This is a genomic window from Gordonia humi (genome assembly GCF_014197435.1).
Classification (GTDB): Bacteria; Actinomycetota; Actinomycetes; order Mycobacteriales; family Mycobacteriaceae; genus Gordonia; species Gordonia humi.
In genome coordinates, this window is record NZ_JACIFP010000001.1 from 3,569,407 (window position 1) to 3,584,704 (window position 15,298).

The 15,298-nt window shown below is 63.3% G+C and carries 7 protein-coding genes and 3 rRNA genes; all 10 read right to left on the reverse strand.

Annotated features, from left to right (window positions below; all coding sequences use genetic code 11):
* Positions 1 to 12 precede the first annotated feature (12 nt).
* A complete protein-coding gene (locus BKA16_RS16430; RefSeq protein WP_183371692.1) occupies positions 13 to 1,773 on the reverse strand; it encodes an HAD-IIA family hydrolase in 1,761 nt (586 codons plus the stop codon).
* A 122-nt stretch (positions 1,774 to 1,895) separates the two neighbouring features.
* Positions 1,896 to 2,012 (reverse strand): 5S ribosomal RNA (gene rrf / locus BKA16_RS16435).
* Between the two features lie 84 nt (positions 2,013 to 2,096).
* Positions 2,097 to 5,217, reverse strand: a 23S ribosomal RNA gene (locus tag BKA16_RS16440).
* Between the two features lie 439 nt (positions 5,218 to 5,656).
* Positions 5,657 to 7,178 (reverse strand): 16S ribosomal RNA (locus tag BKA16_RS16445).
* Together the 16S, 23S and 5S rRNA genes form the textbook arrangement of a ribosomal RNA operon.
* Before the next feature lie 518 nt (positions 7,179 to 7,696).
* The gene (gene tyrS / locus BKA16_RS16450; RefSeq protein WP_183371693.1) at positions 7,697 to 8,971 is read right to left on the reverse strand and encodes a tyrosine--tRNA ligase; all 1,275 of its coding nucleotides are present in this window, start codon (positions 8,969 to 8,971) and stop codon (positions 7,697 to 7,699) included.
* Positions 8,972 to 8,979: 8 nt separating this feature from the next.
* On the reverse strand, positions 8,980 to 9,201 hold the full coding sequence (locus BKA16_RS16455) for a Trm112 family protein (protein ID WP_183371694.1): 222 nt from the start codon (positions 9,199 to 9,201) through the stop codon (positions 8,980 to 8,982).
* Between the two features lie 28 nt (positions 9,202 to 9,229).
* A complete protein-coding gene (locus BKA16_RS16460; protein ID WP_183371695.1) occupies positions 9,230 to 12,220 on the reverse strand; it encodes an AMP-binding protein in 2,991 nt (996 codons plus the stop codon).
* 117 nt (positions 12,221 to 12,337) lie between these two features.
* The gene (argH, locus tag BKA16_RS16465; protein WP_183371696.1) at positions 12,338 to 13,777 is read right to left on the reverse strand and encodes an argininosuccinate lyase; all 1,440 of its coding nucleotides are present in this window, start codon (positions 13,775 to 13,777) and stop codon (positions 12,338 to 12,340) included.
* Positions 13,778 to 13,880: 103 nt separating this feature from the next.
* Positions 13,881 to 14,378, reverse strand: a complete 498-nt coding sequence (locus BKA16_RS16470) for an arginine repressor (protein WP_183371697.1) — start codon at positions 14,376 to 14,378, stop codon at positions 13,881 to 13,883.
* Positions 14,375 to 15,298, reverse strand: a complete 924-nt coding sequence (gene argF / locus BKA16_RS16475; protein ID WP_183371698.1) for an ornithine carbamoyltransferase — start codon at positions 15,296 to 15,298, stop codon at positions 14,375 to 14,377. Before argF ends, BKA16_RS16470 begins: the two co-directional genes overlap by 4 nt.

The following is a 15,298-nucleotide window of genomic DNA, read 5'->3' on the forward strand; positions in this document are numbered from 1 at the left end:
GACCCGTCCAGGCTAACGCAGGGCTGTGACACCGACCGCGGCGAGCGCCTCTGCGGCCGTGTCGTCGCCGGCTGCGATGCGCAGATCGCGGTCGCCGACGTCGGCCGTCCACACGGCGTGTGCCAGCGCGGCCAGGAGCGACGTGCCGTCGGACGCTCCGCTCGACGCGACGTCGACGTGCTCGTCGATCACTTGGATGCGCCACCCGTGGTGTCCGCCGATCCGCGCGGCGTCGGCCGCGCTGTCGAGGGCGGCGAGGTCGGTCGCGACATACGTCGGGCGTGCGTCGGGTCCGGCCGCGAGGAGGTCGAGTGCTCCGGAGACTCCGGTGATCACGAGCAGACTGTCGATGCCAACCGTGTTGGCTCCGGCGATGTCGGTGTCGAGCCGATCACCGACGACCAGCGGACGGCGCCCCTCGGATCGTGAGAGCGCGTCGCGCATGATCGGCGCAGCCGGTTTACCCGCCACCAACGGCTCGGCTCCGGTCGCCGACTTCACCGCGGCGACCATCGATCCGTTGCCCACGAGCAGTCCTCGTTCGTTCGGCAATGTGGTGTCGACGTTGCAGGCGACCCACGTCGCACCCGCTCGAACGGCCAGTGCCGCCTCCGACAGTTGCGCCCACCCGGTGTCGGGCGAGTGGCCCTGGACCACGGCGATCGGTTCGTCGTCCGCCGACGCGACCGCGACCATTCCGTGCGCGTTCACTTCGTCGCGCAGCGCATCGGCGCCGACGACGAGGACGCGGCTGCCGGCCGGAACGTGCTCGCTCACCAACGCCGCACCCGCTTGAGCGCTGGTCACGACCTGATCCGCGACCGCGGTGAACCCGAGCTCCGTCAGGTGTTCGGCCACCGCCTCGGGCGAGCGGCTGGCGTTGTTCGTCACGAACAGGACCGAGGACGCACTGGTGTTGACCGCATCCACCGCGTGCGGAAGCGCGGACGCCCCGGCGAACAGCGTGCCGTCGAGGTCGAAGAGCAGGGAGTCGTAGTGGGCGCCGAGCGAATCCGGGTCCGCCTCCGACGCCTCGCCGGTCTCACGTCCGGCGGGCACCGCCCCGTTCTTCGTGCTACCGAGTTCCATGAGGCGGAACTCGGCGTCGGTCAGGTCGTCGACGTCGGCCGCCGCTGCGTTCTGGAACCAGGTCAGTGCGTCGCTCCGTCTGCCCGCGGTCTCGAGGGCGGAGGCGTATGCATAGAAGAGTCGGGCGGCGTCGTCTCCGGTCCGGCCGGGCCTGAGGTCGCCTGCTTCGAGCACGGCGACGGCGAGTTCGGGCTGACCGAGGTCGAGTCGAGCGCCGGATGCGACGATCAGCATCTCGAGCGCGTCGTCGCCGCTCAGAGTCTTCGCCTCGCTCGATTCGGCGATCTCGATCGCGCGCTCGGGGCGGCCGAGCCCGCGTTCGCTGTCGGCGATGAGCGGGAGCAGTGCATCGCCCCCGCTCATGCGCCGTGCCGCTCGCAGTTCGGTGATCGCCTCCTGCCATTCGCCGGCGTTGTAAGCCGCGATACCGGCCGTCTCTCGAACGACGCCCACGCGGGCGGCGCGGGCTCGCGCAGCTCGGGCGTGTGCGAGTGCCGCGTCGGGGTCTTCACCGAGGAGTTCGGAGACGACAACGAGGTGGCGAGCGACGCGATCGGCGGTCTGCTTGTCGAGTGCGTGGAGATCGCGGCGGATCTCGGGATCGAGATCGGCGGCCTCTACATCGTCGGGGATCACCGGTTCCGATCCGTTGACCGAATCGCCGGCGCGCTGTCGCTTGCTCATGGTTCCAATCTATCGCGAATGCCCAGTCGTAAAAGAATTCTCGATGCGGCCGGTCTGGTACCCGGGTGCAGACAGCAGTAGAGCCCCTGACCTGTCACAGATCAGGGGCCCCACCAAGTAAATTACGGCAGTGTCCTACTCTCCCACACCCATTACAGTGCAGTACCATCGGCGCTGGCAGGCTTAGCTTCCGGGTTCGGAAAGGGACCGGGCGTTCCCCCACCGCTAAAACCACCGTAAAAACACAAGACACACACAAACACGTGTGTTGCCTCAGAAGCAAATAGTGGATGCAAACAACCAAACAAAAACGTGTGAGCATTGTATGTAAGCCCTCGGCCTATTAGTACCAGTCACCTCAACACATTACTGCGCTCACAATTCTGGCCTATCAACCCCATCATCTCTAGGGGGCCTTACCCAACCAAAGTTGGTAAGAAACCTCATCTTGGAACAGGCTTCCCGCTTAGATGCTTTCAGCGGTTATCCCTTCCGAACGTAGCCAACCAGCCGTGCCCTTGGCAGAACAACTGGCACACCAGAGGTCCGTCCGTCCCGGTCCTCTCGTACTAGGGACAGGATTCCTCAAGTTTCTAATCGCGCGCGGCGGATAGAGACCGAACTGTCTCACGACGTTCTAAACCCAGCTCGCGTGCCGCTTTAATGGGCGAACAGCCCAACCCTTGGGACCTACTCCAGCCCCAGGATGCGACGAGCCGACATCGAGGTGCCAAACCATCCCGTCGATATGGACTCTTGGGGAAGATCAGCCTGTTATCCCCGGGGTACCTTTTATCCGTTGAGCGACACCGCTTCCACACGCCGGTGCCGGATCACTAGTCCCGACTTTCGTCCCTGCTCGACACGTACGTCTCACAGTCAAGCTCCCTTGTGCACTTACACTCAACACCTGATTGCCAACCAGGCTGAGGGAACCTTTGGGCGCCTCCGTTACACTTTAGGAGGCAACCGCCCCAGTTAAACTACCCACCAGGCACTGTCCCTGAACCCGATCAGGGTCCGAAGTTAGAAGCCCAATACGATCAGAGTGGTATTTCAACAACGACTCCACACACACTAGCGTGCACGCTTCACAGTCTCCCACCTATCCTACACAAACCGTACCGAACACCAATACCAAGCTATAGTGAAGGTCCCGGGGTCTTTTCGTCCTGCCGCGCGAAACGAGCATCTTTACTCGTACTGCAATTTCGCCGAGCCTGTGGTTGAGACAGCAGAGAAGTCGTTACGCCATTCGTGCAGGTCGGAACTTACCCGACAAGGAATTTCGCTACCTTAGGATGGTTATAGTTACCACCGCCGTTTACTGGGGCTTAAATTCTCAGCTTCACCACCAAAGTGGTTAACCGGTCCTCTTAACCTTCCAGCACCGGGCAGGCGTCAGTCCGTATACATCGTCTTACGACTTCGCACGGACCTGTGTTTTTAGTAAACAGTCGCTTCTCTCTGGTCTCTGCGACCACCACCAACTCCAGACGCGAAGTCCTTCACCAGCAATGGTCCCCCTTCTCCCGAAGTTACGGGGGCAATTTGCCGAGTTCCTTAACCACAGTTCACTCGATCGCCTTAGTATTCTCTACCTGACCACCTGTGTCGGTTTGGGGTACGGGCCATGCACCAACTCACTAGAGGCTTTTCTCGGCAGCATAGGATCACTGAATTCACCACAACGGCTACGCATCACCTCTCAGACACACAGAACACGGATTTACCTATGTCCCGTCCTACAGGCTTACACCAGCACAACCAACGACTGGCCCAGCTACCTTCCTGCGTCACCCCATCGCTTGACTACTACACCCAAGGTCCCATGCAGCCACCACCACAACAATCCGAAGAAAGCCACAGCAGCTTTTGGATGGTTAGTACAGATGATTCACCACTTGTCGCGAGTGCACGGGTACGGGAATATCAACCCGTTGTCCATCGACTACGCCTGTCGGCCTCGCCTTAGGTCCCGACTCACCCTGGGCGGATTAACCTGGCCCAGGAACCCTTGGTCATTCGGCGGACAAGTTTCTCACTTGTCTTTCGCTACTCATGCCTGCATTCTCACTCCCACACCCTCCACACCTAGATCACTCCGGCGCTTCCACGGATGCAGGACGCTCCCCTACCCACCCACACCACTAGACAGGAAAACCTGCCGATGTTCTCGTGTGAGTGCCGCGGCTTCGGCGGTGTACTTGAGCCCCGCTACATTGTCGGCGCAGGATCACTTGACCAGTGAGCTATTACGCACTCTTTCAAGGATGGCTGCTTCTAAGCCAACCTCCTGGTTGTCTAAGCGACCCCACATCCTTTTCCACTTAGTACACGCTTAGGGGCCTTAGCCGGCGATCTGGGCTGTTTCCCTCTCGACTACGAAGCTTATCCCCCGCAGTCTCACTGCCACGCTCTCACTTACCGGCATTCGGAGTTTGGCTGACGTCAGTAACCTAGTAGGGCCCATCGGCCATCCAGTAGCTCTACCTCCAGTAAGAAACACGTGACGCTGCACCTAAATGCATTTCGGGGAGAACCAGCTATCACGGAGTTTGATTGGCCTTTCACCCCTACCCACAACTCATCCCCTCCATTTTCAACTGAAGTGGGTTCGCGCCTCCACAACCTCTTACAGCTGCTTCACACTGGCCATGGGTAGATCACTCCGCTTCGGGTCTAGACCCAGCGACTACACGCCCTATTCAGACTCGCTTTCGCTACGGCTACCCCACACGGGTTAACCTCGCCACTGAGCACTAACTCGCAGGCTCATTCTTCAAAAGGCACGCCATCACCCCACAACAATAGAGGGCTCTGACGGATTGTAAGCGTCCGGTTTCAGGTACTATTTCACTCCCCTCCCGGGGTACTTTTCACCTTTCCCTCACGGTACTAGTCCGCTATCGGTCACCAGAAAGTATTTAGGCTTACCGGGTGGTCCCGGCAGATTCACAGCAGATTCCACGAGCCCGCTGCTACTTGAGAAACACTAAAGCCAGTCATCGCGTTTTCGGTTACGGGACTCTCACCCACTACGGCAGACCATTCCAAGCCACTTCACCTAACACAACAATTTTTTACTGACCCCACCGCCGGCAGACGATGACATAATGCCCTCACAACCCCACACGCACAACCCCTGCCGAGTATCACATACGCATGGTTTAGCCTCATCCGCTTTCGCTCGCCACTACTCACGGAATCACTCTTGTTTTCTCTTCCTATGGGTACTGAGATGTTTCACTTCCCCACGTTCCCTCCACACCCGCTATACATTCACGAGTGGGTAACACGACATAACTCGTGCTGGGTTTCCCCATTCGGACACCCTCGGATCACAGCTCGTTTGACAACTCCCCGAGGACTATCGCGGCCTACCACGTCCTTCATCGGCTCCTGGTACCAAGGCATCCACCGAACGCCCTAAAACACTTACAACAACACCCACAAACACACCACAACCACCACCCCCCACACACAGATGGGAAACAGTCGACTGTGACACGAATGTGGACATCACATTTTCATTGAAATTGCAATACACACCTTACATGTAAGATGCTCGCATCCACTATCTACTTCTCAAACAACACACACCCACCCGACCCACCACACAACACGTTGTGCGCGGACATCCAGCAAGCACGAAGAAACACACCCAGTGTATTCCCTCAGAACCCCGATAGCGTGTGACATCCCAGCATGCCGGTCACCCGACACACCCCCACCACCAGCAAGCACCACATCGATGCTCACCAGCACGGCCGGCACCACCAGGGTGCCCGCCGCAGGCGTGGATTTCTTGTGTTTCACCCATGAACACACACTCGCCCATCCTGCGTTCGAGGACAGCACGAGAGTGTTGTGTGCTCCTTAGAAAGGAGGTGATCCAGCCGCACCTTCCGGTACGGCTACCTTGTTACGACTTCGTCCCAATCGCCGATCCCACCTTCGACAGCTCCCTCCCACAAAGGGGTTAGGCCACCGGCTTCGGGTGTTACCGACTTTCATGACGTGACGGGCGGTGTGTACAAGGCCCGGGAACGTATTCACCGCAGCGTTGCTGATCTGCGATTACTAGCGACTCCGACTTCATGGGGTCGAGTTGCAGACCCCAATCCGAACTGAGACGCGCTTTAAGGGATTCGCTCCACCTCACGGTCTCGCAGCCCTCTGTACGCGCCATTGTAGCATGTGTGAAGCCCTGGACATAAGGGGCATGATGACTTGACGTCATCCCCACCTTCCTCCGAGTTGACCCCGGCAGTCTCCTGCAAGTCCCCGGCATAACCCGCTGGCAATACAGGACAAGGGTTGCGCTCGTTGCGGGACTTAACCCAACATCTCACGACACGAGCTGACGACAGCCATGCACCACCTGTACACCAACCACAAGGGAACACATATCTCTATGCGCGTCTGGTGTATGTCAAACCCAGGTAAGGTTCTTCGCGTTGCATCGAATTAATCCACATGCTCCGCCGCTTGTGCGGGCCCCCGTCAATTCCTTTGAGTTTTAGCCTTGCGGCCGTACTCCCCAGGCGGGGTACTTAATGCGTTAGCTACGGCACGGAATCCGTGAAATGGACCCCACACCTAGTACCCACCGTTTACGGCGTGGACTACCAGGGTATCTAATCCTGTTCGCTCCCCACGCTTTCGCTCCTCAGCGTCAGTTACTACCCAGAGACCCGCCTTCGCCACCGGTGTTCCTCCTGATATCTGCGCATTTCACCGCTACACCAGGAATTCCAGTCTCCCCTGTAGTACTCAAGTCTGCCCGTATCGCCTGCACGCCTGCAATTGAGTTGCAGAATTTCACAGACGACGCGACAAACCGCCTACGAGCTCTTTACGCCCAGTAATTCCGGACAACGCTCGCACCCTACGTATTACCGCGGCTGCTGGCACGTAGTTGGCCGGTGCTTCTTCTCCAGGTACCGTCACTTGCGCTTCGTCCCTAGCGAAAGAGGTTTACAACCCGAAGGCCGTCATCCCTCACGCGGCGTCGCTGCATCAGGCTTGCGCCCATTGTGCAATATTCCCCACTGCTGCCTCCCGTAGGAGTCTGGGCCGTGTCTCAGTCCCAGTGTGGCCGATCACCCTCTCAGGTCGGCTACCCGTCGTCGCCTTGGTAGGCCATTACCCCACCAACAAGCTGATAGGCCGCGGGCCCATCCCACACCGCAAAAGCTTTCCACCCGATACCATGCAGCATCAGGTCATATCCGGTATTAGACCCAGTTTCCCAGGCTTATCCCAGAGTGCAGGGCAGATCACCCACGTGTTACTCACCCGTTCGCCACTCGAGTACCCCCGAAGGGGCCTTTCCGTTCGACTTGCATGTGTTAAGCACGCCGCCAGCGTTCGTCCTGAGCCAGGATCAAACTCTCCAACAAAAAATATTGAAAACACAGTTTTCAACACAAGCCAGAAAGCAAAGCCTGACCAAATCCAAAAAACTGACAAGAATAACAATCATCAAACAACACGACAACAACCACACAAGGTTGTGTCATGCCTGTTCACAAAATAGTTTTCCTGCCACAAAAAACAATCTTTATGTGGCACAAGAAAATCTCTGTCACACACTATCGAGTTCTCAAAGAACACACACCCACCAGCACCACCCCGACATGGTCGGGTCGACCTCCAGTGAACATATTTCATTGTGTATCGACCGTTTCAGGCCAACTCTTCCAACCTACCAGACTGGAATCTGCTTGGCAAGTACGTTGTTCTTCCGTAATTCTGATGGAAGAAGTTCTTACTGCCGAAGCGGCTTCTTACTCTACACCACCGAGTCGGAGTCTTTCAACTCGCGGCCCAGGAGGTTCCGGTCGGTGTCTCCAGCGGCCGGAGCCGCTCGGACTCCGACTAAGTTACACGTCCGCCCTGTTGGTGCCAAGTCTGCTGGTCAGACGCCGATCCGCGCCCCGGCGAAAGTCTTCTTCCCACGCCTGAGCACCAGCCATCTGCCATGAAGGAGGTCGGCGGACGTCGGCGCCCAGTCGGCGTCGACGATCTTGACGTTGTTGACGTAGGCGCCGCCCTCGTCGATCGCCCGACGCGCCGCCTTGTTGCCGGCACACAGGCCGGACTCGACGAGAAGCTCGATGATCGTCGGCGTCGCACCGGCCTCGAACTCGGCGACTCCGGTCTCCGACAGTGCGGCGGACAGAGTCCCCTCGTCGATTCCGTCGAGTTCTCCCCGGCCGAACAGTGCCTGGCTGGCCAGCTGTGCGGCGGCCGTCATCTCCGGACCGTGGATGAGAGTCGTCAGTTCCGCGGCCAATCGCTTCTGCGCCTCACGCAGATGCGGCTTCTCCGCCGTGAGCCGTTCGAGTTCGGCGATCTCCTCACGCGAGAGGAACGTGAACCACTTCAGGTACCCGATGACATCGGCGTCCGCCGTGTTCACGAAGTACTGGTACCACGCGTACGGAGTGGTCAGATCGGGATCGAGCCACACGCTTCCGCCACCGGTCGACTTGCCGAACTTCTTGCCGTCCGAGGAGGTGACCAGCGGAACGGTCAGGACGTGCGCCGACTCCCCTTCGACCTTCCGGATCAGGTCGGCACCGCCGACGATGTTGCCCCACTGGTCGGATCCACCGATCTGCAGCGTCGCACCGTACCGGCGGAACAGTTGCAAGTAGTCGTTCGACTGCAGGAGCAGGTAGCTGAACTCCGTGTAACTGATGCCGTCCGACTCGAGACGCCGCCTGACCGTGTCGCGAGCCAGCATCACGTTGACCGAGAAGTGCTTGCCGACGTCGCGGAGGAACTCGATGGTGCTCATCGGTCCGGTCCAGTCCATGTTGTTGACCAGGATCGCGCCGGTCGGCGTCTCATCGATGTCGACGAAGCGCTCGAGCTGCCCGACGATGCGACCGGCCCAGCCCGCGACGGTGTCGGAACTGTTCATCGTGCGCTCACCGACCTCGCGCGGATCGCCGATGAGTCCCGTCGCACCACCGGACAGGACGATCGGCCGATGACCGGCGAGTTGGAAACGGCGCAGGGTCAGCAGCGGCACGAGGTGACCGGCGTGCAGACTCGACGCGGTGGGATCGAATCCCGCGTAGAGCGTGATCGGGCCGTCGTCGATGGCCGCCCGCAGTGCGTCGAGATCGGTGGTCTGCGCGATGAGTCCGCGCCAGGCGAGCTCGTCGAGGATGTTCTCACTCACGGTGGAGGTCACTCCCCCGCGCCGGAGGTGAACGCGCGGTGCTCGTCGTCGGAGACGGTGCGCGCGTCGTCGATCAGCATGTTCGGGATGCCGAGCTCGTCGATCGCGTACGCCACGCGCAGACGAGGGTTGTAGAGTTCGTCCCCCGCGTCGATCAGTTCACCGAGGTCTTGCGGACAGACGAGGCGGTCGCGAACGACCGGGTCGAGACTTTGGGCGCGAGTGCTCATGGGTCCTCAGGTTACTCGGCGAGTGCGGTCAGTTCTGAGTGCGGTCGATCGCGTGCGGCGTGGGCGACGACCAGTCGATGTCCTTGGCGGCCGACGCCGTGTAGCGCCGGTATCGTCCCTCGGCATCGCGAAACCAGACCTTCGCACCCGGTCTGGGCAGACCGCGGGCGGCGAAGCCGCTGCTGATCGGGCGGAACGACTCCGACAGCGGGATCTCGTCGGTGACCCAGACGAGGTCGGGGCGCAGGTCCGACGGCATCTCACCGAGTGCGACTCGCAGCGCGGTCGGCGTGATCGACGTCGAGCCGGTCCGGAGACTGATCGCGGCGACGGCGACCTGGGTCCCCGGTTCCCCGACCCCGTAGACCGTGACCTGATCGATGAGCGCGACCTTCGACAACGCCTCCTGGATCGGGATCGGGTAGACGATGCCGCGCGGTGACCGGATGAGGTTCTGCGCCGAGCCGACGAACCAGAGGTCGCCGTCGGCATCGGCGCGGAACAGACTTCCGGTGATCTCCCACCGGTCATGAGTGCGGAACACGTCGCGCAACACCGGTCCGTTCGACTCGAATCGCTGAGCGGCGTGGGCCAGCAGCATCCCGACCTCGCCGGCACCTGCCTCATAGATGAAGCCGGTCTCGGCGTCGACCTTCAGCTGCTCGGTGTCGGCATCGTAAGCGGCGATTCGAACAGCGTTGGTCTCCGGCAGCGCGCGTCCCATCGAGCCGACCTTGTCGCCGCCGATGTTCGCCAGGATCGTCGACCCGTCGGCTGTCGCGAAGAATTCGAGGACCCGGGCCTTCGGCATCGCCTCGACGATCTCCGACCACAGGCCGCTCGCGAGACCGGACCCCATGAACAGGCGGACGGTGCTCAGTTGGGCGGGGTCGAAGTCCTCGCTGCGGATGACGTCGGCGAGCATCGACCAGGTGTACGACACGACGGTCACGCCGTAATGGCGCACCTCGAACGAGAACGTCTCCGGGTCGACGCCGTTCGACAACGCGATCCGCGAACGGCCTGCGACCGTCGCACCCAGCGTGGTCAGCAGACCGGACGCATGGTGCAGCGGCGGCAGACAGTAGACGGTGTCACGGTTGGTCAGTCCTGCGGCCGCGGCCGCACCGAACGCCGACATCGCGAACCGGTGGTTGGTGATCGACCACTTCGAGATGCGTCCCTGCGTCTTGGTGAACAGGATGAACGCGAGGTCGCCCGCCAGACCCGGGTCCCGCCGGTACCAGATCGGGACCCGCACCAGCTCCGGGTCGATCTTCTCCATGTCGACGATCTTGTCCCCGTCGGCGCGGGCGATGGCGCGGGAGTCTCCGCTTCCGCCACCGAGTACGAGTACCCGGTCGCTGACCTCGGCGGCCTCGTCGAGATGCGTGGGGTCGGTGATGATCGCGTGCGTGTCCGACAGTTTGAGCATCTCCGGAAGGTCCTCGCCCGAGGCGAGGACGACGGCGACGGCTCCCAGCCGAGACAGCGCGGCGACGACGACGAGCGCCGACGGACGGGTGTCCATCAAGACGCCGATGTGCTCGCCCGGACGCGCACCGCACGAGATGAGGCCGGCGACCACATTGTCGATACGGGTGTTGACCTGCTCGTGCGTGAGCACCCGGTTCTCGAAGAGGAACAGTTCGTTGTGCGGGGTGCGGCGCTCGTTCTCGCTCATCAGCTTGGCGAGGGATATCCGAGTCGACGGCTGGATCTGGCCGAGGCGGAACAGCCGCGGCACGGTCCGCACCGATTCGTGGGCGACTGCGACCGTGGTGCGCTGGATCGAGGAGACCGCGTCGAATATCTCCCTGGAGACCGCGGTGCTCGCGCCGGCCACCTGGCCGACGCCGTAGCTCAACCGATTGGCCCAGCTGATCCCGGATCCGACGGTCGTCGAGGCGTCCATCGGAGCGACGGCGTCTGGACGGTCCCCGCGACCGTCGCGCCACAGGATCCACTCGGCCGACGTCGGCCACGACAGCCGACCGGCCGTCGAACCCACGACCAGGCCGAAGTGTCCGGCGGGAACGGGAGTCTCGTACACGTCGGCGTCGGGTGCGGCGCGCTGGATGCCGCGGACCGCGACCGGTTGGCCGATGTCGTCGGTCTCCCCGACGAAGGCGAGTATCGGGCAGGTGATGTCGCTCATCGACACGACGTCGCCGTCGATGACGAAGCCGCCGGAGACCATGCGGTTGTGCACCACGAACTGCCGCAGGAGCTCGGCCACCGCGGGTCCGGACCAGGCGACCCACCCCTCCTGTTCGATGAAGCGACGCTGGTCCTCCCGCGGCAGCAGCGCGTCACGGTCGTGCAGCTTGCGGAGGAAGTCGATCCGGCTCTTCGCGGTCTTGACCGGGTCCGCGAGCTGGAATCCGGTGCGCGCCAGCCAGCTCGGGATCCACAGATTGTTGAAGAATCGATCGCCGAGCAACTCGACTCCGGGAACGACGAGGTTCGCCGGGATGCCCAGCGGCATGGCCGCGGTGATGTCGACCGGGCTGCCGAACGTGACCAGACTGGCCACGCCTTCCGACCGTCGGTACGCGGCGGTCTGGTAGGCGAACATGCCGCCCTGCGAGTATCCGCCGAGGTGCACATCGCGTCCGACCACGCGGCGGACCAGGTCGACCACCCGGCTGATCGCGACGACGTGGTCGGTGAGGGTGCGCTCCATACCGCCCTCTTCGTGATCGGGCGAGCCGAAGTCGACGACCCACGGGATGATCCCCCGCTCGTGCAGCACCGACACCGCGCCGTTGGCCTCGGTCACGTCGTAGACGTTGGCGGAGACCATCATCGGCGGAACGAGGATGATGTGCGACGCGTCGACGCCGGGGTCGTCCGGGAAGTACCGCCGCAGCCGGAACATCTTCTCGGTCTCGACCACCTTGTACGGCGCGGGCTCGGTTCCGGTCTCGAGGCCACCCATGCGGATGACCTCCAAACCGTTCTGAGCGGTCGCCACGACGCGCCCGACAGCGGTTCCGACCCTCGGCAGTCCGACCACAGCAGTCCCTTCGTCCCGTCCGCGGCAATCGTCACCGTCTGAACGGGTCCGCGTCGCGAATCACCTTACCTGTATCGACAGGTCCCAGACATCGTTGTCGCCGCTACGGGATGCACGTCACGCCAGTGCTGCGCGCAGATCCGCGATGGTCGCCGTGGCCACCTCGATCTGCCGTTGCACCTGCGTCGACGCGGTGCCGCCGAGGGCGTTGCGCGATTCGATCGAACCCGTCACGGTGAGGACCTCGGAGACGTCCGGAGTGAGCGACGGGTTGATCTCGGCGAGCGTCTGCGCGTCGAGCTCGTCCAGACCCACACCCCGCGATTCGGCCTCGCGAACGCATGCGCCTGCCACCTCGTGGGCGACTCGGAACGGGACGCCCTGACGGACAAGCCATTCCGCGATGTCGGTGGCGAGCGTGAACCCCGCGGGCGCGAGCTCGGCCATGCGGTCCGGGTGAAAGGTCAGCGTGGCCACCAGCCCGGTCATCGCGGGCAGGAGCAGCTCGAGCTGGGCCACCGAGTCGAACACCGGCTCCTTGTCCTCCTGCAGATCCCGGTTGTACGCCAACGGCTGTGCCTTGAGCGTCGCCAACAGCCCGGTCAGGTTTCCGATCACCCGACCGGCTTTGCCGCGCGCGAGTTCTGCGACGTCGGGGTTCTTCTTCTGCGGCATGATCGAGCTGCCCGTCGACCACGCGTCGGCGAGCGTGACGTATCCGAACTCCGGTGTGCTCCAAAGGATCACGTCCTCGCCCAGACGCGAGAGATCAACCGCGGCCATCGCGAAGACGAAGGCGGCCTCAGCGGCGAAGTCACGCGAGGCGGTGGCATCGATGGAGTTGTCGGCGGCGGCGTCGAAGCCCAGGTCGGCGGCGATGGCCGCCGGATCGAGCCCCAGCGACGATCCCGCGAGCGCACCCGAACCGTAGGGCGAGACGGCCACCCGTCGGTCGGCGTCCACCAGACGCGCGACGTCGCGCAACAGCGGCTGCGCGTGCGCGAGGAGCGTGTGGCCGAGGAGCACGGGCTGGGCGGCCTGCAGATGCGTCTTGCCCGGCATCACCGCACCGGGATTGGCCGCCGCCTGTCCGACGAGGGCCTCGGCGACATCGAGCAGACCGGCTCCCACGCGGCGCATGCCGTCCCGCAGCCACATCCGGAACAACGTCGCGACCTGGTCGTTGCGCGAACGTCCTGCGCGGAGTCGGCCGCCGAGTTCGGCGCCAACGCGCTCGATGAGCCCGCGTTCGAGCGCGCCGTGCACGTCCTCGTCCGATTCGGCGGGCCCGAACGTACCGTCGGCGACGTCGGACGCGAGTCGATCGAGACCCGCGAGCATCGCGGTCAGATCGTCGTCGGTCAGCAGACCGGCCCGATTCAAGACGCGAGCGTGCGCCTTCGACGCCGCGACGTCGTACGGTGCCAGCGCCCAGTCGAAGTGCGTCGACTTGCTCAGCGCAGCCATCGCGGCGGCCGGGCCGTCGGCGAAGCGACCGCCCCACAGGGCGCCCTCGTTGGTGCCTTCTTTGCGAGCGGGTGCGTCGTTCTCGGCCATGAGGTCGGATTCTCCTTGCGGACGGGGTCGATGGATTTCATTGTGCGGGTGCTGATGCGGAGGGAGTGCGGCGCACCGGCTTCGAGGCGCTCGTCGCCACGTCTCAGACGAGGTCTTCGATCTGCTGGGCCAGTTCGGCGCCGGTGACCGGTCGGCGGGCGAGGACGAAGATCGTGTCGTCGCCCGCGATGGTGCCGACCACACCGGGCAACCGGGCGCGGTCGAGGGCGCTCGCCAGATACTGTGCCGCACCCGGCGGTGTGCGCAGCACCGCCATGTCACCGGAGGAGTCCGTGGAGACGAGCAGATCGGCGAGCAGTCGGGACACGCGGTCGGTGCCGCCCGCCACTCCGCGCACCGGACTGCCGTCCTCGGGCACCACGTACACGCCCGCGCCGCCGTCTGCGGCGCGCAGCTTGACGGCGCCGAGTTCGTCGAGATCACGCGAGAGAGTGGCCTGGGTGGCCTCGACGCCGATGTCGGCCAGGCGCTGCTGCAGATCGGCTTGGCTGCGCACCTGCTCGGCGGCGAGGATCTCGACGATCCGCGCGTGCCGTCCGGCCCTCGTCGCAGCCAGACGCGACGGCTCCGAATCGGTCACTGGTTCTCCAGCAGCCAGGTGAGCAGTGCCTTCTGCGCGTGCAGACGATTCTCCGCCTCGTCGAAGACGACGCTGGCCGGCCCGTCGATCACCTCGTCGGTGATCTCCTCGCCGCGGTGTGCGGGCAGGCAGTGCAGCACGATCGCGCCGTGCGCGGCGCGCCCGAGCAGAGCGTCGTTGATCTGGTACGGCCGGAACGGACCCACCCGGTCGAGTCCGTCGCCCTCCTGCCCCATCGACACCCAGGTGTCGGTCACCAGGACATCGGCGCCGGTCGCGGCCTCGTTCGGATCGTCGATCACCGTGATGCTGCCGCCGGTGCTCACGGCCTGCTGCCGTGCCTGATCGACGATCCCCGGACCCGGTCGGAATCCGTCGGGTCCGGAGAGTCGGACGTGCATGCCCGCGATCGCGCAGCCGAGCATCAGCGAGTTCGCCATGTTGTTCGCCGCATCGCCGAGATAGGTCAGGGTCAGACCTGCGGCCGTCCCCTTGTGTTCGATGATCGTCTGCAGATCGGCGAGGACCTGGCACGGGTGGAAGCTGTCGCTCAGCGCGTTGACCACCGGCACCGACGAGTGCCGCGCGAGCTCGTCGAGCCGATCCTGGCCGAAGGTGCGCCAGACGATGGCGTCGACGAATCGCGACAGCACGCGTCCGGTGTCGGCGAGCGACTCGTCACGTCCCATCTGCGTGGTCGCCCCGTCGACGACGATCGCGTGTCCGCCGAGCTGCGCGATGCCCGCCTCGAAGGAGAAGCGCGTCCGCGTCGAGTTCTTGTCGAAGACGACCCCCACTGCCTTCGGTCCGGCGAGTGGCTTCGCCGAGTACGGGTCGGCCTTCATCCGCGCGGCCAGTGCCAACACCTGCGCCTGGTCCGCGGGTGAGAGGTCGTCGTCCCGGAGGAAGTGTCGGGTCAT